Source organism: Nocardia seriolae NBRC 15557, assembly GCF_007990715.1.
Lineage (GTDB): Bacteria > Actinomycetota > Actinomycetes > Mycobacteriales > Mycobacteriaceae > Nocardia > Nocardia seriolae.
In genome coordinates this window covers 26,172-47,222 of the sequence record NZ_BJWY01000046.1, presented here as the reverse complement: position 1 = coordinate 47,222, position 21,051 = coordinate 26,172, and the positions used below count along the sequence as shown (strand labels likewise).

The window sequence follows — 21,051 nt, the reverse complement described above, 5'->3', positions numbered from 1 at the left end:
GGACACTAGGTGTGCGTTTCGACGACAGCTATCGCGAAGTGATGGCCGCGGTCAATGGTTGGCCGAAATTCGCGGGATTCTTAGAGATCTTCGCGGTTGACGATCTAGGCACCGAGGACGGGCCCTGGGCACATGCCAACTACCTTGCCAACATCTTCATCGACAACACCCCTGAGCCCGACGAATTCCTCCCGCCACCGATAGGTACAACCCGTGTGCTGCTGGCTGCGGCCCGTGACATGCCGCTGCACCTGGTCGCGATGATCTCCCAAACCCAGACACAGGCGGCCAGTCTCTGCATCGAATTCGACAGCGGCGGCAATTACGAGTTCCCTGACTTCCAGGCGTGGCTCGACTACGCCGAGAAAGCCACACGCGACTTCATCGCCGAAACCCTCGACCTGCGCTAACACATCGAACCCGCCACACCTCACTCCAAGGACCAACCGCCCGCGTATCCATCGCCGACAAACTCGGGGCGTCGCAAGCTCGCTCATCGCCAATAGCGCGCACTTGAGTCCACTGAAGCCAGTCGTAGCTTGCCGGGCACGGATCACGTCGGGTACCGGCGGTAAATCCGCCGGGTTGTGGCGTATCGGCGGAAGTCCGCAGCTCACGGCAGGTTCGCCGTGTTGTAGATGCCGTACGTGCCATCTCGGGGACACCTGGAAAACCGCTGGCAGATCGTCGTTTTCGCCGCCGCCACCGCATCACCGCCACGCATCGGTGCACCCGATCGGCGATGACGCTAACCGGCCCAGAAGCCGATGAGATCCTTCTTCTCGGTGACGGATCGGCGGAACCAGGTGGCGAGGGGGGCGGCGTAGCCGCTGTGGTCGTCGGGGCCTGCGGCGTTGGCTTCCCATTCGGGTAGCAGTTCGGCGCAGCTTTCCTTGCCGATATGGCCCCAGCCGGTCGAGTCGGTGAAGGGGAACAGGTCGCCGTCCATATCGCTGGCCAGGCTGAGGATCTCCTCGGGAAGTCCCTTGTAGCCGAACCAAAAACTGGCGTCGCCGATGTAGGGGCCGAGATCCTCGCAGATCAGTTCCAGCGCCGAGATGTAGGCATCGGCGTGGTCCTCTTCGAAAGGCCCACCGGCGAAGATCGCCCGGAGTGCTTGCGGATGCTGCGCGTCCTCACAGCGGTAGCACTCCTCGCAGTCGGCGCCTTCGCAGTCCGCGGCATCGCACGGTTCGCAACAGCCGTCGCCGGGATCGTGCTTCGGTAGTTCGGCCAGCAGCCGCCCGAGAAACTCCTCGTCCTTGGACCCGATAACCGCCTCGACCGCCGCGAGATCGACCAGATAGACGTGCAAAATATGTGACACGCCCGAATCCTATTCAGCCCCACCGACAGCCCGGCCTGGTTGAATTCTCCACGTGGGGTGCGGCTTTGGGGAATGAGACGGGGCCGTCTTCAGGTGCGGTGTCCAGGCCGACCTCCTACCCGCTCCTATCTGTCGGCGCGAACGCGTGGCGATGACTGAATCGAGGGCGCACCAGAATGCATTGGTGCAGGCGCTTTCTCGACGATTGCCTGCCCCGTCGTATCCACCAGCGCGGCCGGTCAGAGTGAGCGGGGGCCCGGTTCGCGGTCGGCGCCCAGGCCCAGGCCTTCGGGGGCGTGGAGGCGGACGAAGATTCGGGCGATTTCGGGGGTGGGCTGGGACCGGGTCAGGCGGCTGAGGGCGATCATGGTGAGGAAGGACAAGGGGACGCTTACGGCTGCGGGGTAGCTCAGGATGGCTGCGGGCCAACCATCGGCCAGGTGGTCGGGTATGCCGCCCGCGACTGAGACCGCTGTTGCCGCACCGGAAGTCAGGCCGCCGGTGATCAGGCCTGCTGCTGCGCCGGTGGCGGTGAGGCCGCGCCACCAGATGCCGAGGGTGAGCAGGGGGCAGAGGGTCGAGGCCGCTACCGAGAAGGCCAGGCCCACGGTGCGGGAGAGGTCCAGGGAGACTACGACCAGGGAGAGGGCCAGTGGGACGGCACCGGCGATGAGCGCTGCCACGCGGAAGTCGCGGATTCGGCCGCGTAGTAGGTCGGTGCTGACAACGCCTGCGATGCTGACCAGTAGGCCGGATGAGGTGGAGAGGAAGGCGGCCAGGGCGCTGGCGGCGACCAGTGCGCCCAGTAGTTGGCCCGCCAATCCGCCGAGCACCGATTCGGGCAGGAGCAGTACGGCGGCATCCGAGGCGTCCGAGCCCAGCACCTGGGGTGTGAACACCCTGGCGAATGCGCCCAGCAGGGTGGGGAACAGGTAGAAGAAGCCGACCATGCCGATTACGGTCGCGGCTGTTGCCCGGGCGGCGCGGCCGTCGGGATTCGTATAGAAGCGGACCAGCACGTGCGGTAAACCCATGGTGCCCAAGAAAGTTGCGACGATCAGGGAGTAGACCGCGTAGAGGGGGTGGGGTCCGCCGAGTCCGCCGCCGGGGCGCAGCCAGGGGCCGAGATCGGTGGTCGTGGGGCGGTTGCCGAGGAAGTGGGCGGCCAGCACCAGGGCGGGCAGCGCGACGGCGGTCAGCTTCAACCAGTACTGGAAGGCCTGGACGAAGGTGATCGAGCGCATTCCTCCTCCGGCGACGGTGGCGATGACGATGGCGGCGACCGCGACGGCTCCGACCCAGCCGGGCACGCCCAGCAGGATTCGCACCGTCAGACCCGCGCCCTGGAACTGCGGGATCAGATACACCGCGCATACGAGCACCACGACCAGTGCCGCCAAACGTCGCAAACGCAAAGAGCCCAGCCGGAATTCGGTGAAGTCCGGGACCGTGTACGCACCGGACCGCCGCAGTGGCGCGGCGACGAACAACAACAGCCCCAGATAGCCCGCTGTGAAACCCACCGGGTACCACAGCGCGTCCGCCCCATACTTGGCGATCAGCCCGGCGACACCGAGAAACGAGGCGGCGGAGAGGTATTCACCCGAAATGGCCGCCGCGTTCCATCCGGGCGCCACGCTTCGAGAGGCGACCAGGAAGTCGGAGGTCGTCCGCGCCAGCCGCACCCCGTACACGGCGATCGCCACCGTCGCCACGGCCGCGGCCAGCAGGGCGATCAGCGTGAGCGGCGACGCGTGCGAATCCATCTCAATCCCCGGTCAATTCGTCGAAGTCGCGTTCATTGCGCTCGGCCAGCCGGGTGTAGATCCTGCCCACGCCGTACAACAGCGGCTATGCCGCCACCCCCAACAACAGCCACGGCAGCCGGATTCCGAACACCGCCGCCGTCCCGAGCGGGCCCAGGAAAACCAGCGGCAGCGCGCCCAATACGACCACGGTCACCAAACCCAGCCGCACCGCCAGCCCGAATTGCGCCCGGATCAAGCCGCCGATGAGCACCGCGCCCACCTCGGTCTGCTCGGCCACCTCCACCCGCGCCCGCACCACCCGCGCCCCGCGCCGCTCGGCCAGTACTACCCGCTCCCGCACCGGCTTTCGCTGCTCAGCGCTCATCGGCCGCCCCGGGTGCGGTGTGCCGCGGGGATGAGGCGTTGCTTGAGTTCGCGGACCTGGCGGCGGGCTACCGGCAGTTCGACGGCAGGGGAGGAGCCCGCGACGCGCAGGCACACCACCGTGCCGGTGCCCGCGGTGCGCAGGCCGGTGACTTCGCGGAGGGCGACCAGGTAGGAGCGGTGGACGCGGACGAATCCCGCTTCGCGCCAGCGGTTCTCCAATTCCGCGAGGGGGATTCTGACCAGGTGGGAGCCGGTTTCGGTGTGCAGGCGCGCGTAGTCTCCGTCCGCCTCGACCCAATTCACGCGCTCGCGTGGGACCAGGGTGGTGACGCCGCCGAGTTCGACCGGGATCACGGCGTGGGGGTCGGCCGGTTCGTGCTGCGAGATCGGCCGCTCGTTCGTGCGGGCAGTTGTCGGCTGCTCCGCGGCGATCCGCCGGACCGATTCGGCCAGCCGGGCTTCGCGGATCGGTTTCAGCAGATAGTCGACGGCCCCCAGGTCGAAGGCGGCCACCGCCCTGTCGTCGTGCGCCGTCACGAACACCACGGCGGGCGGCGTCGCGAATTCCGAGAGGATTCCGGCCAATTCCATGCCGTCCAGTCCCGGCATATTGATGTCGAGGAAGACCGCGTCGACCGGATGGGCCCGCAGGACCCGCAGGGCCGAGGTCGCGTCCCCGGCCTGGTGGATCTCGCCAACCTCCGGTCGCGTGCGCAGCAGATACACCAACTCGTCCAGAGCAGGCTTCTCATCGTCGACGGCCAGCACGCGCAACGCGCCGCCAGGGGTGGTCCGAGTCACAACCGCCTCATCGTACGGGGCGGTATGTCCGGTTGCGGAGGGGTGGGCGGGCAGAGGTCAGGGATGAATACCGGCGCGGAATTTCGGAATGCGCATGATGACCTTGGTGCCCGCGCGCGGCGCGGTTTCGACGACGAGGCCGTAGTCGTCGCCGAAGGCGGCGCGCAGGCGGTCGTCGACATTGGCCAGGCCGACATGGGCGGACTCGCCGGAAGGCGCGTCGGCCGAATCCTTTTCGACGGCGTCCAGCGCACCGGAGCGCAGCAGGTCGGGATCCATGCCGACGCCATCGTCCTCGATGGTGATGACGCAGTCCGTGCCCTCGTCGGCCGCGATCAGGGTCAGGGTGCCGCCGGCGGGCTGCGGGGCCAAGCCGTGCCGGACCGCGTTCTCCACCAAGGGTTGCAGCGCCAGGAACGGCAGGACCACGCCCAGCCCCTCCGGGGCAACCTGGAGCCGGACCCGCAGCGAGTCGCCGAAGCGGGCCCGCTCCAGCACCAGATAGCGGTCGATATTGCGCAGTTCGTCGGCCAGCACGGTGAATTCGCCCGTGGTACGGAAGGAATAGCGGGTGAAGTCGGCGAAATCGAGGATGAGCTCCCGCGCACGGGCCGGATCGGTGCGCACGAACGACGCGATCGTATTGAGGGCGTTGTAGATGAAATGCGGGCTGATCTGCGCGCGCAGCGTCCGCACCTCGGCCCGGTCGAGGCGGGCCCGGGAGGCGTCGAGTTCGGCCAATTCGATGTGCCCGCAGGCGTATCGGGCCACCTCGGCGACCGCGCCCAGCATGCCGGGATCGGGCTGCCCGGTCACGACCGCGCCGAGAGCGCCTGCCATGCCGCCGTATTCGGTGGACAGCGGCTGCGCGATGACGGTGTGCGCGCCCGCGCCCGGACCGGAGACCAGCAGCGGGCGGGCGGTGGCCACGGCCCGGCGGGCGGCGTCGGTGAAGATCGCGGCCAGTTCCCGATGCGGTCCGTCCCACGCCAGCAGCGTGCCACCGGCATCGGCGATGCCCAGCGCCGCGGCCCCGGTCAGGGCGCGCAGATGCGGGGCGGCCTCGGCGGCGGAGTCGGCGGTCAGCCCCCGGCGCAGCGGGCGGGCCGCCTCGGCGGCGGTGTGCAGGACGGTGTGGACGGCGCGCTCGGCGGGCGTGGTCACCGTGCGCCGGGTGCGAGGCCAGGCCAGCAGCGCACCGGCGATCAGCACGCCCGAGACCAGGATCGCGGCGGCCGTCGCGCTCATGCCGCCCCGTCCGCGCGAACGCGTCGCAACCTGTCCACGGCCTGATTATCACCGAGCCCATGCCACAGTGATTTTCGCCATCGCCGGCCGGGGATTTTCGCCATCGCCGACCCGGCCGAACTCGCGACACGCAAGGGCGGCGCGCCGGAAGATCGAGTCGCCCCCGCGTGCCTTCGGAACTAGTCGGTGGCGGCGCTTAGTATGTCGGGGTGTCAGCCTCGTCGGGATCATTCGTCCATCTCCACAACCACACCGAGTACTCGATGCTCGACGGCGCGGCGAAGATCACGCCCTTGTTCAAAGAGGCGACCAGGCTGGGGATGACCGCCGTCGGCATGTCCGACCACGGCAATATGTACGGCGCGTCGGAGTTCTACAACTCCGCCAAGAAGCAGGGCATCAAGCCGATCATCGGCATCGAGGCCTACATCGCGCCGGAGTCCCGGTTCAACACCAAGCGCGTGCTGTGGGGCGACCCGTCGCAGAAGAGCGATGACGTCTCCGGTTCGGGTTCCTACACCCACATGACCATGGTCGCGGAGAACGCGACCGGTCTGCGCAACCTGTTCAAGCTGTCGTCGCTGGCGTCGATCGAGGGTCAGCTCGGCAAGTGGGCGCGCATGGACGCCGACATCATCGCCGAGCACGCCGAGGGCATCATCGCCACCACCGGCTGCCCCTCGGGCGAGGTGCAGACCCGGCTGCGCCTGGGCCACGAGCGCGAGGCCCTCGAGGCCGCGGCCAAGTGGCAGGAGATCTTCGGGCCCGAGAACTTCTTCCTGGAGCTCATGGACCACGGCCTGTCCATCGAGACCCGGGTGCGCCAGGGCCTCCTCGAAGTCGGCAAGAAGCTGGGCATCCCGCCGCTGGCCACCAACGACTGCCACTACGTGCACGAGCACGACTCGGGCAATCACGAAGCGCTGCTGTGCATTCAGACCGGCAAGACGCTCTCCGACCCCACCCGCTTCAAGTTCGACGGCTCCGGCTACTACCTCAAGTCCGCCGAGGAGATGCGCGCCATCTGGGACGCGGAAGTGCCCGGCGCGTGCGACAACACGGTCCTCATCGGCGAGCGCGTCCAGTCCTACGACGACGTCTGGACCCACCGCGACCGGATGCCGATCTTCCCGGTCCCCGAGGGCGAGACGCAGGGCAGCTGGCTGCGCAAGGAGGTCCTGCGCGGCCTGGATCGGCGTTTCCCCAAGGGGGTTCCGCCCGAGTACATCACGCGCGCCGACTATGAGATCGGCGTCATCAACGAGATGGGCTTCCCGGCCTACTTCCTGATCGTCGCCGACCTCATCACCTACGCCCGCTCGGTCGGCATCAATGTCGGCCCGGGCCGTGGTTCGGCGGCCGGTTCGCTGGTCGCCTACGCCATGGGCATCACGAACATCGACCCGATTCCGCACGGTCTGCTGTTCGAGCGCTTCCTCAACCCCGAGCGCGTGTCCATGCCCGATATCGACATCGACTTCGACGATCGCCGCCGCGGTGAAATGGTCCGCTACGCCACCGAGAAGTGGGGCACCGACCGCGTCGCCCAGGTGATCACCTTCGGTACGATTAAAACCAAAGCGGCGCTGAAGGACTCGGCCCGCGTGCAGTTCGGCCAGCCCGGATTCGCCATCGCCGACCAGATCTCCAAGGCGCTGCCGCCGCCGATCATGGCCAAGGACATTCCGCTCTCGGGCATCATGGACCCGGAGCACGAGCGGTACAAGGAAGCCGCCGAGGTCCGCGAGCTCATCAACACCAACCCGGACGTCAACAAGATCTACGAGACCGCGCGCGGCCTGGAAGGTCTGATCCGCAACGCCGGTGTGCACGCCTGTGCCGTGATCATGTCGTCCGAGCCGTTGACGGACGCGATCCCGGTCTGGAAGCGCGCGCAGGACGGCGCGATCATCACCGGCTGGGACTACCCGTCGTGCGAGGCCATCGGCCTGTTGAAGATGGACTTCCTGGGTCTGCGCAACCTGACGGTCATCGGCGACTGCCTGGTGAACATGAAGGCCAACCGCGGCATCGACCTGGACCTCGACACCCTGCCGCTGGAAGACGCCGCCACCTACGAATTGCTCGCCCGCGGTGACACTCTCGGCGTGTTCCAGCTCGACGGTGGCGCCATGCGCGACCTGCTGCGCCGCATGCAGCCCACCGGCTTCGAGGACATCGTCGCCGTGCTCGCGCTCTACCGCCCGGGTCCCATGGGCATGAACGCGCACAACGACTACGCCGACCGCAAGAACGGGCGGCAAGAGGTCAAGCCGATTCACCCCGAATTGGAAGAGCCGCTCAAGGAAATCCTGCGTGATACCTACGGCCTGATCGTGTATCAGGAGCAGATCATGCAGATCGCGCAGAAGGTGGCCGGGTACTCCCTCGGTCGAGCAGACATTCTGCGCCGCGCCATGGGTAAGAAGAAGGCCTCGGTCCTGGAAGCCGAATTCGAGGGCTTCGAAGAGGGCATGCTGGCCAATGGCTTCACCAAGCCCGCCATCAAGGCGCTGTGGGACACGATCCTCCCGTTCGCCGGTTACGCGTTCAACAAATCGCACGCCGCCGGCTACGGCCTGGTGTCGTTCTGGACCGCGTATCTGAAGGCCAATTATCCCGCCGAGTACATGGCCGGTCTGCTCACCTCCGTCGGTGACGACAAGGACAAGGCCGCCGTCTATCTCGCCGACTGCCGCCGCCTGGGCATCCAGGTGCTGCCGCCCGACGTCAACGAGTCCGAGATCGAATTCGCCTCCGTGGGCAATGACATTCGCTTCGGCATGGGCGCGGTGCGCAATGTCGGCGCGAACGTGGTCGCCTCGATCATCGCCGCGCGCAAGGAGAAATCGAAGTTCACCGACTTCTCCGACTACCTCAACAAGATCGACGCCGTCGCCTGCACCAAGAAGGTCACCGAATCCCTCATCAAGGCCGGTGCTTTCGACTCGCTCGACCACCCGCGCAAGGGCCTGCTGCTGGTGCACTCCGACGCCATCGACGCGGTCATGTCCACCAAGAAGGCCGAGGCCATCGGCCAGTTCGACCTCTTCGGCGGGCTCGACGAGGCCGACGAGTCCATCGCCAGCGTCTTCAATGTGAAGGTCCCCGACGAGGAATGGGAGACCAAGCACAAGCTCGCCCTGGAGCGGGAGATGCTGGGCCTGTACGTGTCCGGGCATCCGCTCAACGGCGTCGAGCACGTCCTCGCAGCCCAATCCGACACCCAGATCCCGGCCATCCTCGAAGGCGATATCAAGGACGGCGCGCAGGTCACCATCGGCGGCATCTTCGCCAATGTCACCCGGCGCGTGAACAAGAACGGCCTGCCCTGGGCCTCGGCGCAATTGGAAGACCTCACCGGTGGCATCGAGGTGCTGTTCTTCCCGCAGTCCTACTCGGTCTACGGCATGGACGTCGCCGAGGACGCCATCGTGCTGGTCAAGGCCCGCGTCAGCGCCCGCGACGACCGCGTCTCGCTGATCGCCAACGACCTGGTGGTGCCGGACCTTTCGTCGGTCGGTGTGGACAAGCCCCTGGCCGTGGTCATCCCCACCCGGCTGTGCACCCCCGACAAGATCGGCGAACTCAAGCGCGTCCTCAACCGCCACCCCGGCACCGCCGACGTCCACATCAAGCACGTCGGTGCCCGCGAACGCACCACCCTGCTCAAGGTCGCCGACAACCTACGGGTATCGCCGTCCTCGGCCTTGATGGGCGACCTCAAGGCCCTGCTCGGCCCGGGCTGCCTGGCGAGCTGATCGAACGGTGAGCCGCGCCGTCCGATATACCGGGATTCCCTACCGGCATCGGTAGGGTCCCGAATATGGTGGCTGCCGCACGTCTTCGCCGACTGGCCGCGCTGATCGCCACCGGCTCGCTGGCTGTTTCGGGCTGCGGCCAGAGTCAGCCCCACCATGTGACCGCCACGTCACTGCCGCAGCCGCCCCCGGCCGCCCCCGCAGTGGTCTCCGCGAGCGCGGACGGACTCCTGTTGCGCGGACGGCCCTGGTGGCCTTCGGGATTCAACGGCCCGCAGCTGGCCACCGACTACGCCGTCAACTTCGGGTGCGGCGCGGAAGTGGACCTGGACGCCTTCTTCAGCAAGGTGCCGGAGAACTCCCTGACCCGGTTCGCCATGTTCCAAGCCCTCGCGGTCAACAAGAACACCGGCAAGCTCGACTTCACCGCGGCGGACGCGGTGTTCGCCGCGGCCGAGAAGCACGGCCGCATCGTGCTGCCGGTACTGGGCACCCAGACCGGGGACTGCGGGAGCGAGACCTTCACGCAGCGCCAGTGGTACGTCGACGGCTGGAAGCAGTTCGATCCGGTGCCCGGACGGATGGTCATGAGATTCCAGGATTGGCTGCGCACCGCCATCGGCCGGTGGCGTGGCAAGCCGGTGCTGGCCGGTTGGGAACTGATGGGTGAGCCGGAGACCAGCGTATGCCGCGACGGGCAGTGCAGTCTGCGGTCACGGACCTGCCCCAAGGACGCGGCGCGAGTGTTGCGCGCCTTCATGGACGAGGCCGGGAAGATCGTGCGCGAACTCGACCCCCAGCGCTTGATCTTCGCGGGGTATGTCGGCGGGAGCCAATGCGGCACGGCGGGTGAGGATTTCCGCACCGTCAGCGAATCACCGAACGTGGATGTCGTCGAGTACCACGACTACAGCGAGGCCGACAGCCCGCTGATCGGCGGACCCTCGGGACTGGGGCATCGCCTGGTGCAGGCTCGGGCCATGCGAAAGCCCTTGCTGGTGGGCGAGATCGGGGAGAACGCCGGTTCGTGCGAGTCCCTCGATGAACGGCGCGACCGCATGGCCCAGCGGATCTCCGGCCAGCGCGACGGCGGCACCGCCGGGGCGGTGATCTGGGCGTACGTCCCCGATCCCCGATCGGACGAATGCACCTACGATGTCGGCCCCGACGATCCGCTCTGGGGCCTGGTCGCCGAGCGCTCCACCCTGGGCTGAGCGGCGCGCTCAGCTCCCGATGATCCGGTACAGCCGCCAGTTCGGCTGCCCGGCAACGTCATTGGGGACCTCCAGCACCAAAGTGGCGATCTGCGCGCCGTTCTCGTACATGGTCGGGTAGCGGCGGTTCACCGCGTCGGAGGTGCCGCGGCCGGAATTCGGGACGGCCAGAATGTATTTCACGCCGCGATCCAGGGGACGGTTGAGGGTGCGCACGAAATCGCGGTCGGAGGGGATGACGAAGCGCTCGGGGTGCTCCGACGCGATCTGCACCGCGAACCCGTACACGGTATCCATGATGATGGAGCCCGGGGCCAGCTGCTGCGCGTCCAGGTAGTTGGCCAGCCGGCGCTCGGTGGAGAAGGTCGCCGCGATCCGCACCTCGTCGTTGTACTTGGGCGTCACATTGTCCGGGTTCGGGAAGAGCACCGCGCCGAGCGCGTATTCCTGCACCGCCATCAGCTGGCTGTTCATGCCCCACGCCGTCACCGGCAGTGAGGCGATCAGCAGCAGCGCCGCCAGCGCCGCGCTGAGGACCGGGGCCGCCCGGCCCGGCCCGGCCGGGGGTTCGACCCGGGCGTCGGCGTGCGCGCCGAGCCTGCGACTGGGTGCGGCCCCGCGCGCGGGCATCAGCAGCAGCGCGAGAATCGCCGTGAGCGGGATGGCGGCCGCATAGAAGCGCAGGAACGCGAAGGTGGAACCGCTTGCGTAACTGAGTGTCTGGAAGGCCAGCACGGCCCCGCACAGCAGCATGGGAACCAGCGGCGCCAGCTCGCGGCGGCGGATGGCCAGCGCCCCCGCGATCGGCAGCAACAGCGGGAGTGTCGGCGCGAGAATCAGGGTCGCGCCGATCGAGTAGGACATGGCCGCGAACGGGTGATGCGGCGCCTCCGCGCCCGACTGCGCCAGAATCGCGGAATTGCCGTACTGCGAGGTGAACTGCTGGAACGCCTGCCCGGTGATGAGCCAGCTGGTGGCCGCCCAGACCACGAACGACAGCGCGACCGGCGCACCCACCAGCACCAGATCCATGGCCGCACCGCTGAATCGGTGCTCGGACCCGCGCCCCCGTAGATAGCTCAGCGCGCACACGAACACTCCCGCGGCCGCCGCCGGAGCCAGCGCGTCGTACCGGGTCAGATAGCCCAGTCCCAGCGCGATGCCGCAGGCCACCAGATCGTGCACGCCGTCGGTGCGCACCCAGCGCATGAGTCGCCGCACCGCCCAGCACAGGCAGAACAGGAACAGCGCCTCGCTCATCCCGTTGCCGCCGTAGACCACCACCATCGGATGCAGCGCGCACGCGGCGGTGACCAGCCAGCACAGCCATTGCGGCGCACCGCGATCGGTGGCGATGCCCCAGATCATCACCACCGCGCCCGCCATGAACAGCGCGGTCATCAGCACCCCCGACAGCCCCCAGCGGGTGATGCCCGGGAACCAGGGCGCGAACGCCACGAACGGCAGCTGCGCCAGCGAGGTCAGCGGCGTGAACACGAAACCGATGGCCGACAGATGCGGATCCCGGCTGAACAGCGCCGATTCCGTCGCCGACACCCGGCTCAGCGCATCGCCCGCCAGATAGCCGCGGCCCGCGGTCAGGAAGGTGCCGGTGGCCAGGTACAGCAGCGCGGAGACCAGGAACAGATAGCGCGGGATCCGCGTGCCGGGTGCTCGCCCACCCGCCGCGGTGTGCTCCGCCGCGCCGCCGGACAGGTCCACCGGGACATCGGTCGCGATGCTCATTCGGCCGCCTTCGTCGAGGTGCCCAGACCGTGGAAGGTCTTCTCCCAGTAGGACGGATTGCGCAGCAGCTGCCAGCAGCCCTTGGTGGCGGCCACGGCCATCAGCACCCAGTACAGCGGCGAGGTCAGGCAGGCCACCAGCAGATCGGGGCGGCCGTTCTCGCGGCAGGCGACCAGGTTCATGTACACCGTCGCCGCATTGCCCAGCACCAGAGCGATGAGCGCGGGGAAGTAGACCGCGGCCGGGAACATCTCCTCGATCACCCCGGGCTGCCCGAACACCCAGGCCAGCGTGATGAACCAGAACACCAGATTGAGGCAGGCGATGATCGGGGTCCCGGCCAGGATCAGCGTGAACCGCAGGAAGCTCACCGGCCCGATCTTGCGCCACAGCCGCACGGGCCGCCGCGTGTGCACCAGCCAGCTCTGCAGATAGCCCTTGTACCAGCGGGATCGCTGCCGGACCCAGTTGATGGCGTCCGGGTTCGCCTCCTCGAGGGTGACGGAATCGATGACGGCCGTGGAGTATCCGCGCGCCGCGATGCGCACCCCGAGGTCGGCGTCCTCGGTGACGTTGTACGGGTCCCACGCGCCGATCGCCACCAGCACACTGCGCCGGAAATGATTCGAGGTGCCGCCCAGGGGAATCGGCGCGCTCGAGCGCATGAGGCCCGGCAGCAGGAAGCTGAACCACAGGCCGTAGTCCATGGTGAACCAGGCGGTGAGCAGATTCTGCCGGACATTGTGGAAGGCCAGCTTGGCCTGGATGCACACCACCGAGCGCGGCAAGGTGCGGAAGGCCGCCACCACCCGGCGCAATTGCAGCGGATCCGGGATGTCCTCGGCATCGTAGATGGTGACGATATCGCCGGTGGCCGCGTGCAATCCGTAGTTGCATGCCTTGGGCTTGGTGCGCGGATTGGCGGCGGGCACCAGCACGATGGCGATGTGTTCGCTTCCCGCGGAGCCGATTCCGGCGCGGTGGGCGGCCTCGATGGTGGGCGCGTCGTCCTCCTCGAGCAGCAGCAGCGCCTGCATCCTGTCGCGCGGATAGTCCAGGCCGTTGAGGGCGGCGATCAGATCACCGACCACCTCGGGCTCGCCGTAGGCGGGGACCAGGATGGTGTAGGGCGGCAGTTCGGATTCCGGCAGCGCGCGGGCGGTGGCGTCGTCGACGGTGAGGATGGCGTCGCGGGACATCCCGCGCGCGAAGACGACCACCCGGTCCAGCATGACCGCGGTGTAGCCGAGGGTGCACGCCGCCACCACCACGATCAGCGTCGGCAGCGGGAAGAACACCGCGCACACCACCACGACCGCCAGCGCCGCCAGCGCCGAATTGCGCTGCCACGGCAGGAAAGCCACCGACGCCGAGGCCATCGGATCGTCCTCGCGCAACCCGTGCACCGCCGCGTGCAGGGCGTGCGCGCGTTCGTCCGGCGTGGCCAGACCGGGGAGTTCGCCCGTCATTCGCCCGCTCCCATCGCGACCAGCGCGCGGGCCACCGCGGTCAGCATGTCCTGGTCCTTGTGCTCGGAGTCCTGATCGCCGAGCACGGACTCCGGATCCACGTTCACCGCGTTGCCGCGCAGGATCTCGTGCATCAGGTTCACGAAATTGCCGCGCACCGAAGGCTCCGGCTGCGGGAACGACGCATCGGGCAGGTGGTTGTCCGCGGAGATCAGGCTGATCCGTTCGACCCCGTCGCGTCCCTGCCAGGTCCATGTCAGCCAGGTCCAGCTGAGCAGATTGCGGTCGTCGAGCACCGAATTGAGCCGGGCGGTGACCCCGTGGCCCAGATCGATCCGCACCGGCGGACTGACCCGTGGCTGGTCGAGCCGATACAGGGTGAACTCCGGGTAGCGGTCGATGGTGTGCGCGCTGTCGGAGCGGACGATATCGACCATGATGCGGCGGCGGCGGGATTCCTTGTCCCACTGCGGATTACCGCGCTGCGCTCGCCACTGCTGCCGCACCCAGGTGGTCTTGGGACCGAAATACCTGGGCGCCCACGGGTACTGCCGTTCGGCGAGCAACTGCCAGCCCGGCGCGACGGCGGGCGCGTCCGCCACCACCAGATCCACGAAACGCTGGGGAGAGGTCTGGTAGTCGGTCGGATTGGGAATCGGCGCGATGAGCGCCGTCGCCACGATGATCGTCCACTCGGCCGCGCGGGACGGCTTGGCGGTGAACGGCAGCATCGGCCGGTCCAGCGCCCGCACGGTGGACCAGTCGCGGTGGTAGAAGTACATGATCGTGGTGGCCGTGTAGAGCCCGCCGATGGACGGGATCAACTGGAACGCGATGATCGGCCAGTCCGGGAACCGGAACTCCAGCGCCGCGAGCACGATGCCGCCCGCCGCCAGCGCGCCCGCGGCGCCGGCCAGCGCCCGCCGGCGGGTGCGGCCCGCCGCGATCGCCGCCGCGACGGCCGCCGGAACCAGCATGGCCGCGCCGTCCGCGACCGTGGTGCCGCCCAGCGTGATGACCACCTCGCGGTACAGCGTGGGCACGGCGGTGACCAGGGCCAGCACCCAGACCGGCCAGAACCGCATGGCTGGTCGCAGACCGAACGCCAGGATGCTCACGCTCAGCGCGAACAGCACCACCGCGGGCACGTCGAGGTGCAGCACCTCGTGCTCGTACGGATAGCGCAGCACCAGCAGCCCCACCAGCGCGGCCGTCACCGCCAAGCCGAGCAGACCGACGATGATGTCGGTCTGCCGGTCGTAGATGGGCAGTTCCGGACGCCGCCGCAGCGCGATGCCGATCGCGGCCAGCGTGCACAGCACCGGAATGGCGAAAATGTAGCCGATGTCCGAGCCCTGCTGGACGTCCTCGATCAACTCCAGCCACGTGTTCCAGAACGCGACCGCCGTGCTCCCGATCACGAAGGCGAACCGCACCAGCGTGCGCGGTTGCACCCGTTGCCGGGATTGCGGTGCGGGGGCCATATCGGTGACGGTCATGGCCTGCCTCAGCGATCGCGCCTGCGCTGCAACAGGATCGCGCCCGCGCCCAGCAGACCCGCCAGCAGCGCCACCCCGCCGCCGAGCGCGAGTCGGCGGCCGAGGGTGATGGGTGAGTCGCCGGAATCCGCGGCGGCGATCCGTTCGGCGACACCGGCCGCCGGGTCGAAGAACTCCGGATCCCGGTCACCCGCCTGCAACAGCACGGGCCCGGTCAGCCGGAAGGACCGATCCGGGTCGGCGAGCAGCCAATCCAGCAGGTGATCGAGGTGTTCCGGGGCCTGCGTGGAAGTGCCGACCACGACCTTGCGCTTGCCGGTCCAGATGGCTTGCAGCGAGCCGAATTGCAGCGGCGGCCGCAGGTCGATCTTGGTTTCCAGTTCGGCGTCGTCGCCGTAGACGACCAGGGTCTCGCCGTTGCGCGCCAGCGGCAGCGTAGGGATCTCCGGTCCCGGGCCGTCGGCCGCCACCAGGACCGCGGGCAGCTCGCTGTTCACCGCCGTGTCGAAGGACACCAGCCGCGGCCGCAGCGGCACCGCGGTCAGCCGCTGCACGGCCACCAGGATCTGCGCGGCCCGGACGGTGTCGGCGAATCCCGGTGCGCCCAAGCCCACCTGCACGTCCGGCAGCAGGGCCTGCGGCAGTGCGCCCAGCCCGCCGGGCACCGGCGGCTGCGCGAGCTCGCCGCGCACCTCGCCGGCGGGATCGATGGTGAGGGTGACCGGCTGTTCCAGGCCGCAGCCGTGGGTCAGGCCCGCCTGCTGCAAGGTCACGGTCACCGTGGTGAATCGGGTCAGCAGCTCGTTGGGGATCGTGACCCACCCGTCGAAGCGGCCGGACGGCTCCACCGGCCAGGCCGCGAGCTGCCGGTCTCCGACGGTGACGGCCAGCTGGCCGTTCAGGGTGTCGGGCAGGGGAGTGTGATTGCCGCGCAGATGGATGCGCACGTCCTTGGCCGGGCGGCCCAGCCGCGTCATGTCGATGGTGAAGTCCACCCGGACGTAGCCGATGGCGGTCGCGCTCAGCTGGGTCTGGCCCAGCGCCCCGAGGGTGGTGGACTCCGGCGCGAGCTGTGGTGCGACCGGCACGGTCAACGCCGCGACCGACCCGGCCATGGCCGCGCGCGCGAGATCGCCGGTGATCAACTGGATCTGGGTGCGCAGCGAGTCCTTGTCGCCCGAAATCGTCAGGATCGGTTCCGCGCCGCCGGTGACGCGCAGCCCGGCCTCGCCCTCCCGGATCACGATCTGGCGCTCCAGGAACGCGGGCGGATGGTCCGGTGCGGCCGCCGCGGCATCCAGGCGCCGGATGTCCAAGGCGACCGGCTGATTCGCGTAGCGTGCGGCGGCGGTCGTGCTCAGCGTCAGCGCCGCGGCGCTCTCGATATCGGAGGGATTCGCGGGCAGGTACATGGTGAGCCGGTTCAGTACCGGCGGCAGGAAGTCCGCGACGGTGGTCGGCTGCTGCTCCTCGCCGGAATACACGACCGCCACATCGGAGAGCGTGAACGGCTGGCCCATCCAGTCGTCGGGGCAGATGCCCGGCTCCGGCAGCAGCGAAGAGGTGAGCGACACGCTGACCGCCCGGCCCTCGACCGGCGCGCCCGCCAGCGAGATCCGAACGGGCGCACGCGGATCCAGCGGCACGTTGATCCGGTCCAGCAGGCGCTGCTTGGATCGGGTCTCCAGGGTGCCGTGCGCCAGCGTGGGCGGCAACTGCACGGTTCCGGTGATCGCGACGGGCGGTAGTCCGGGCAGCAGCGGCAGGGTCAGGGCCGTCTCGTGCTCACGTCCGGGAAACGCGAGCGTCTTGCCCAGGCCCAGATTCTGCAGGGGAATCGGGTGATCGCCCGGTTCGGCACCGGCGGAGGGCATACCGAGGGACCCGATCGCGGCGGGCGCCGACAGCGCCGTCATGGCGAGCAGGACCGCTGCCGCACAGCGGCCGAGCCGCGTGCGGGAGGTGAGCGATAGCGAGATCATCAAACAGCTCCCTGGGGACGGGGTGTCAGGGGACGGCGACGATTGCGGGAAGGTCCGATGCCGGATCAGAGCCAGATGGGATCGCCGAAAACCGCTCCGCTGTCGTCGGTTTCGGCGGATTTGGCGTAGATGTAGGTGTACTGACGGATCGAGACCGGTCCGGCGCACTGGTTCACGGCGATGTGGAAGTCGCGGATGATGATCTGCACGGTCTTGCCCGGGATGAGGTCCTTGTCGGCCACAGCGAGGTCCTTGACCTCGCCCGGTGCGAGGTTGATGCTCATCGGCACCTGGATATTGGGTCCGATGATGGTCAGTGACGGGGTGGGAAGTTGCGCGCTGGGCACATAGACCTGGGGGATGATGCCGACATTGCCGTTGGGGATGGTGACCGAGCAGCCGACGTGGTATCCGGTTTTGAGCTGGCCACCGGCGATGCCGTCGACCCGGGCGTAGGCCATGTTCCTGACCATGGCCTCACGGGTGGTGCCGACCTGGTTCAACGGTGCGATGCGGTTGATGAATTCGTCGCGGTTGCCGACGGTGAAGCTGCCGAAGGTGGATTGGTAGGTCCGCTCGTGCGGGGCCAGCGTGACGATGTCGGCCTGGGCGGGCCGCGCGCAGCAGAGGGCGGCACCGACGGAGAGCAGGAGAACGCCCGGAGTGGACAGCCGCATGCGGATCAAGCTAATAGAGGAACCGCATAATTCGCCCGAAAGACACGGACTGATTGGTCCCTTTTGGTGGAAAAGTGACTCTGGCCGGTCGAAACGGGACCTCAGCCCCGGGCCGCGCCGAGCAGCCAGCGCAGGGCGGTGACGGTGGCCGCCCCCAGCACCGCGACCTGGACCGAACCGGTGATCAGGGCGAGCATCAGGCAGACCACGACACCGGCGAACAAGGCTTCGAGCTTGTAGACCGGCCACGCCGTCCCAGCGATATCCACGGTGGCGCGCGCGGGGACCCGCTCGGTATCCGTAGGGTGAACCACTGCCATACGGTCAGGGTAGACGGCGACCCAAAGTTCGGACAACCGAACTTGCTGTCGGGAACAACACATGGACGACGGTGGTTGAGCACGTCATGCCACTAATCGGAGAGTACGAACCCAGTACCTCGGGCTGGGCCCGCGAACAGGCGGATCAGATTCAGGAATCCGGCGGCACCGCGGGGCTGACCCTGCGCGGCAAACCGGTCATCCTGCTGACCACTCTCGGCGCCAAGACCGGCAAGCTCCGCCGGACCCCGCTCATGCGGGTCGAGCACGAGGGCGAGTACGCCGTCGTGGCCTCGCTGGGCGGCGCACCCAAACATCCGGTCTGGTACCACAACATCGTCGCCAACCCCCACGTCGAGCTGCGCGACGGCGAGGTCCTGCGGGACTACGACGCCCGCGAGGTCTTCGGCGAGGAGAAGGAACTGTGGTGGAAGCGCTCGGTCGAGGCCTGGCCCGACTACGCCGAGTATCAGAAGAAGACCACCCGTCAGATCCCGGTGTTCGTCCTCACCCCGCGCCCCTGACCGTCGCCCGCCGCGACACCGGGAAGCGCGGCGGTCGATAGAAAATGCCCCGGTCACCTTGTGGCCGGGGCATTTTCGCGGCCGTGAACCCACCGGCGAAACGGACGATCCGTGCGTAAATCGGCGGTGCCTCCGACCCGGCGGGTGCGCCCAGCTAGCATGTTCGGGTGTCTGATCCGCTTGTTGTAGCAGAGAAAGTGTCCGGTCCGCTGCCTGAGTTGAGCGCGGACGAGATCGATGCGGCTGCCAAGCGAATTTCCGACATTATCGAGCCGACGCCGCTGCAACTGATTCCGCGGCTGTCGGCGCTCACCGGGGCCGAGGTCTACCTCAAGCGCGAGGACCTCACCGCCGTGCGCAGCTACAAGCTGCGCGGCGCCTACAACCTCATGGTGCAGCTGACCGAGGCCGAGAAGGCCGCGGGCGTGGTCACCGCCAGCGCCGGAAACCACGCGCAGGGCGTGGCTTTCGCGTGCAAGGCGATGGGCGTGCGCGGGCGGATCTACGTGCCGACCACCACCCCCAAGCAGAAGCGCGACCGAATCCGCGTGCACGGCGGCGAATTCGTGGAACTCATCGCCGTCGGCGACACCTACGACGCGGCCGCCGCGGCCGCCGCCGACGATGTGGCCCGCACCGGGGCCACCATGGTCCCGCCCTTCGACGATCCGCGCACCGCGGCCGGGCAGGGCACCATCGCCGCCGAATTCCTCGAACAGCTGGGCCGTCAGCCCGATCTGGTGATCGTCCCGGTCGGCGGTGGCGGCTGCCTCGCGGGCATCGCCACCTACCTGCGCGAGCGCGCGCCGCGGACCGCGATCCTGGCCGCCGAGCCCACGGGCGCGGCTTCCATGACCGCCGCGCTGGTGGCCGGTGGCCCGGTGACCCTGCCCGACATCGACCCCTTCGTGGACGGCGCGGCGGTGCGCCGGGTCGGCGCGGTCGGGTACCAGGCGGTGGTGCGCTTCGGCGGCGCGGTCCGCTCGCACGCCTCGCTGCCCCTGCTGACCAGCACCGAAACCCGCACGGGCGCGGGCTCTTTCCGCATGATGCACGTGGACGAGGGCGCGATCTGCACGGCCATGCTGGAGCTGTACCAGAACGAGGGCATCGTCGCCGAGCCCGCGGGCGCGCTGGCCACCGCGGCCCTGCACGAGGTCGAGATCGAGCCGGGTTCGACCGTGGTGGTGCTGCTCTCGGGCGGCAACAACGACGTCTCCCGCTACGGCGAGGTCATCGAGCGCTCGCTGGTGCACCAGGGGCTGAAACACTACTTCCTGGTGGACTTTCCGCAGGAGCCCGGCGCGCTGCGCCGCTTCCTGGACGAGGTCCTGGGCCCCGACGACGACATCACCGTGTTCGAGTACGTCAAGCGCAACAACCGGGAGACCGGGGCCGCGCTGGTCGGCATCGAACTCGGCACGCCGGAGGGACTCGAGGCGCTGCTCAAGCGGATGGACGAGTCGCCCATCCAGTGCGAGCGCCTGGACCCGAACTCGCCCGCCTACCGGTATCTGACCTGATCCGGTTGTCCCCGTAGGGGATTCAGGCGTGCAGCTGTGATTCAGGCGTGCAGCAGGTAGCCCGCGGCCGAGCTGTGGATGATCTGCGGCTCGCCCAGCTTGCGGTCCAGCCGGGTGATCACCTCGTCGACCACGGTGGTCGAAGCGCCGGGATCGCTGCAGAACGCGGCGATCTCGGCCGGGGTGACCAGGGTGCCGGCGCGCGCGGCCAGCATTTCCAGGGCGCAGAATTCGCGGGTGGTCATGGTCAGCAGCACACCGCTGCGCCGGACCCGGCGGCGTAATCGGTCCACCACCAGATCGCCGACGGTGAGCACCGGTGTCGGCGCCGGTTTGCGCAGCGTGCACAGCGTCCGCACTCGGGCGGCGAGTTCGGCCAGCGAGAAGGGCTTGGCCAGGTAGTCGTCCGCGCCCCCGGCGTAGCTCTCGTTGCGGTCGGCGGGGCTCTCGCGGGCGGTGATGAGCAGTGCGGGTGTGCGATCACCCGATCGGCGTTGGCGCCGAACCAGATCCAGGCCGTCGCCGTCGGGTAGCCCGCGGTCCACGATGAGGCAGTCGTAGAGCCGCTCCCCGCACTGCGCGCCCGCCTCGGCGAGATTGCGGGTCAGATCGACGATGAATCCGGCGCGGCGCAGCCCGTCCGCGACCCGCTCGCCCAGCTGCTCGTCGTCCTCGCACACCAGGACCCATGCGCTGCGGGGGCTCACTCCATCGTCGGACATGGGACCACGGTGCCACAGGGATCGTGAACGAATCATGAGCGATCGCGCAGCGACCGCGCGCCGTTAACAGCGCGCGGGCCGGTACTTGCGGGGGCGCGCGCCG

Annotated in this window: 15 protein-coding genes and 2 pseudogenes; 5 read left to right on the top strand and 12 right to left on the bottom strand. The window is 68.6% G+C overall.

Annotation, left to right across the window (positions count from 1 at the left end; all coding sequences use genetic code 11):
- Positions 1–410: pseudogene (locus NS2_RS16315) on the top strand (hypothetical protein); the annotation flags it as partial.
- Positions 411–748: 338 nt separating this feature from the next.
- On the opposite strand, the gene NS2_RS16310 reads toward NS2_RS16315, so the two are convergent.
- From NS2_RS16310 to NS2_RS16290, 5 genes and pseudogenes are all read right to left on the bottom strand, one after another.
- Positions 749–1,327, bottom strand: coding sequence for a DUF7691 family protein (locus NS2_RS16310; protein ID WP_147207202.1), 579 nt, complete (start codon positions 1,325–1,327; stop codon positions 749–751).
- A gap of 239 nt (positions 1,328–1,566) precedes the next feature.
- Entirely contained in the window at positions 1,567–3,093 is a 1,527-nt protein-coding gene (locus NS2_RS16305; RefSeq protein WP_033088458.1) for a sodium/solute symporter, read from the bottom strand.
- Position 3,094: 1 nt separating this feature from the next.
- Positions 3,095–3,460 (bottom strand): annotated as a pseudogene (locus NS2_RS16300) (hypothetical protein).
- Complete coding sequence (locus tag NS2_RS16295; protein WP_033088459.1) at positions 3,457–4,263, bottom strand: LytR/AlgR family response regulator transcription factor; 807 nt, start codon at positions 4,261–4,263, stop codon at positions 3,457–3,459. The pseudogene NS2_RS16300 and the gene NS2_RS16295 overlap by 4 nt, the downstream one beginning before the upstream one ends.
- Positions 4,264–4,320: 57 nt before the next feature.
- Positions 4,321–5,511: a sensor histidine kinase gene (locus NS2_RS16290; RefSeq protein WP_033088460.1), complete on the bottom strand. Its 1,191-nt coding sequence runs from the start codon at positions 5,509–5,511 to the stop codon at positions 4,321–4,323.
- 209 nt (positions 5,512–5,720) lie between these two features.
- On the opposite strand from NS2_RS16290, the gene dnaE reads away from it, so the two are divergent.
- Together dnaE and NS2_RS16280 are read left to right on the top strand one after the other, a co-directional pair.
- Positions 5,721–9,272: a DNA polymerase III subunit alpha gene (gene dnaE / locus NS2_RS16285; RefSeq protein ID WP_033088461.1), complete on the top strand. Its 3,552-nt coding sequence runs from the start codon at positions 5,721–5,723 to the stop codon at positions 9,270–9,272.
- A gap of 65 nt (positions 9,273–9,337) precedes the next feature.
- Positions 9,338–10,486: a beta-mannosidase gene (locus tag NS2_RS16280; RefSeq protein WP_033088462.1), complete on the top strand. Its 1,149-nt coding sequence runs from the start codon at positions 9,338–9,340 to the stop codon at positions 10,484–10,486.
- Between the two features lie 9 nt (positions 10,487–10,495).
- On the opposite strand, the gene NS2_RS16275 is transcribed toward NS2_RS16280, so the two are convergent.
- The 6 genes from NS2_RS16275 to NS2_RS16250 all read right to left on the bottom strand — a co-directional run bounded on the left by NS2_RS16275 (position 10,496) and on the right by NS2_RS16250 (position 18,179).
- Complete coding sequence (locus tag NS2_RS16275; protein ID WP_186817598.1) at positions 10,496–12,232, bottom strand: ArnT family glycosyltransferase; 1,737 nt, start codon at positions 12,230–12,232, stop codon at positions 10,496–10,498.
- Positions 12,229–13,701 carry a glycosyltransferase gene (locus tag NS2_RS16270; protein WP_033088463.1) on the bottom strand — a complete coding sequence of 491 codons (1,473 nt, stop codon included), beginning with the start codon at positions 13,699–13,701 and terminating at the stop codon, positions 12,229–12,231. The genes NS2_RS16275 and NS2_RS16270 overlap by 4 nt, the downstream gene beginning before the upstream one ends.
- On the bottom strand, positions 13,698–15,200 hold the full coding sequence (locus NS2_RS16265) for an exosortase/archaeosortase family protein (protein ID WP_052086563.1): 1,503 nt from the start codon (positions 15,198–15,200) through the stop codon (positions 13,698–13,700). The genes NS2_RS16270 and NS2_RS16265 overlap by 4 nt, the downstream gene beginning before the upstream one ends.
- An 8-nt stretch (positions 15,201–15,208) precedes the next feature.
- Positions 15,209–17,182, bottom strand: coding sequence for a hypothetical protein (locus NS2_RS16260; protein ID WP_071811984.1), 1,974 nt, complete (start codon positions 17,180–17,182; stop codon positions 15,209–15,211).
- A gap of 65 nt (positions 17,183–17,247) precedes the next feature.
- Positions 17,248–17,859 carry an MspA family porin gene (locus NS2_RS16255; RefSeq protein ID WP_081985996.1) on the bottom strand — a complete coding sequence of 204 codons (612 nt, stop codon included), beginning with the start codon at positions 17,857–17,859 and terminating at the stop codon, positions 17,248–17,250.
- A gap of 101 nt (positions 17,860–17,960) precedes the next feature.
- On the bottom strand, positions 17,961–18,179 hold the full coding sequence (locus tag NS2_RS16250; RefSeq protein ID WP_033088464.1) for a hypothetical protein: 219 nt from the start codon (positions 18,177–18,179) through the stop codon (positions 17,961–17,963).
- A gap of 86 nt (positions 18,180–18,265) precedes the next feature.
- Here NS2_RS16250 and NS2_RS16245 point away from each other — a divergent pair, with 86 nt between their 5' ends.
- Both NS2_RS16245 and ilvA read left to right on the top strand, forming a co-directional pair.
- A complete protein-coding gene (locus NS2_RS16245) occupies positions 18,266–18,703 on the top strand; it encodes a nitroreductase family deazaflavin-dependent oxidoreductase (protein ID WP_033088465.1) in 438 nt (145 codons plus the stop codon).
- Between the two features lie 167 nt (positions 18,704–18,870).
- Positions 18,871–20,226 carry a threonine ammonia-lyase IlvA gene (gene ilvA / locus NS2_RS16240; protein ID WP_045437862.1) on the top strand — a complete coding sequence of 452 codons (1,356 nt, stop codon included), beginning with the start codon at positions 18,871–18,873 and terminating at the stop codon, positions 20,224–20,226.
- A 41-nt stretch (positions 20,227–20,267) separates the two neighbouring features.
- Here ilvA and NS2_RS16235 read toward each other — a convergent pair whose 3' ends face one another.
- A complete protein-coding gene (locus tag NS2_RS16235) occupies positions 20,268–20,948 on the bottom strand; it encodes a response regulator transcription factor (protein WP_052086566.1) in 681 nt (226 codons plus the stop codon).
- Positions 20,949–21,051: the final 103 nt, after the last annotated feature.

Bases quoted from the DNA above. Each gene is read 5' to 3' on its own strand.
- NS2_RS16305 (WP_033088458.1), bottom strand. From the start codon at position 3,093: ATGGATTCGCACGCGTCGCCGCTCACGCTGATCGCCCTGCTGGCCGCG.
- NS2_RS16290 (WP_033088460.1), bottom strand. From the start codon at position 5,511: ATGAGCGCGACGGCCGCCGCGATCCTGGTCTCGGGCGTGCTGATCGCC.
- NS2_RS16280 (WP_033088462.1), top strand. From the start codon at position 9,338: ATGGTGGCTGCCGCACGTCTTCGCCGACTGGCCGCGCTGATCGCCACC.
- NS2_RS16275 (WP_186817598.1), bottom strand. From the start codon at position 12,232: ATGAGCATCGCGACCGATGTCCCGGTGGACCTGTCCGGCGGCGCGGCG.
- NS2_RS16270 (WP_033088463.1), bottom strand. From the start codon at position 13,701: ATGACGGGCGAACTCCCCGGTCTGGCCACGCCGGACGAACGCGCGCAC.
- NS2_RS16265 (WP_052086563.1), bottom strand. From the start codon at position 15,200: ATGACCGTCACCGATATGGCCCCCGCACCGCAATCCCGGCAACGGGTG.
- NS2_RS16260 (WP_071811984.1), bottom strand. From the start codon at position 17,182: ATGATCTCGCTATCGCTCACCTCCCGCACGCGGCTCGGCCGCTGTGCG.
- NS2_RS16255 (WP_081985996.1), bottom strand. From the start codon at position 17,859: ATGCGGCTGTCCACTCCGGGCGTTCTCCTGCTCTCCGTCGGTGCCGCC.
- NS2_RS16250 (WP_033088464.1), bottom strand. From the start codon at position 18,179: ATGGCAGTGGTTCACCCTACGGATACCGAGCGGGTCCCCGCGCGCGCC.
- NS2_RS16245 (WP_033088465.1), top strand. From the start codon at position 18,266: ATGCCACTAATCGGAGAGTACGAACCCAGTACCTCGGGCTGGGCCCGC.
- NS2_RS16235 (WP_052086566.1), bottom strand. From the start codon at position 20,948: ATGTCCGACGATGGAGTGAGCCCCCGCAGCGCATGGGTCCTGGTGTGC.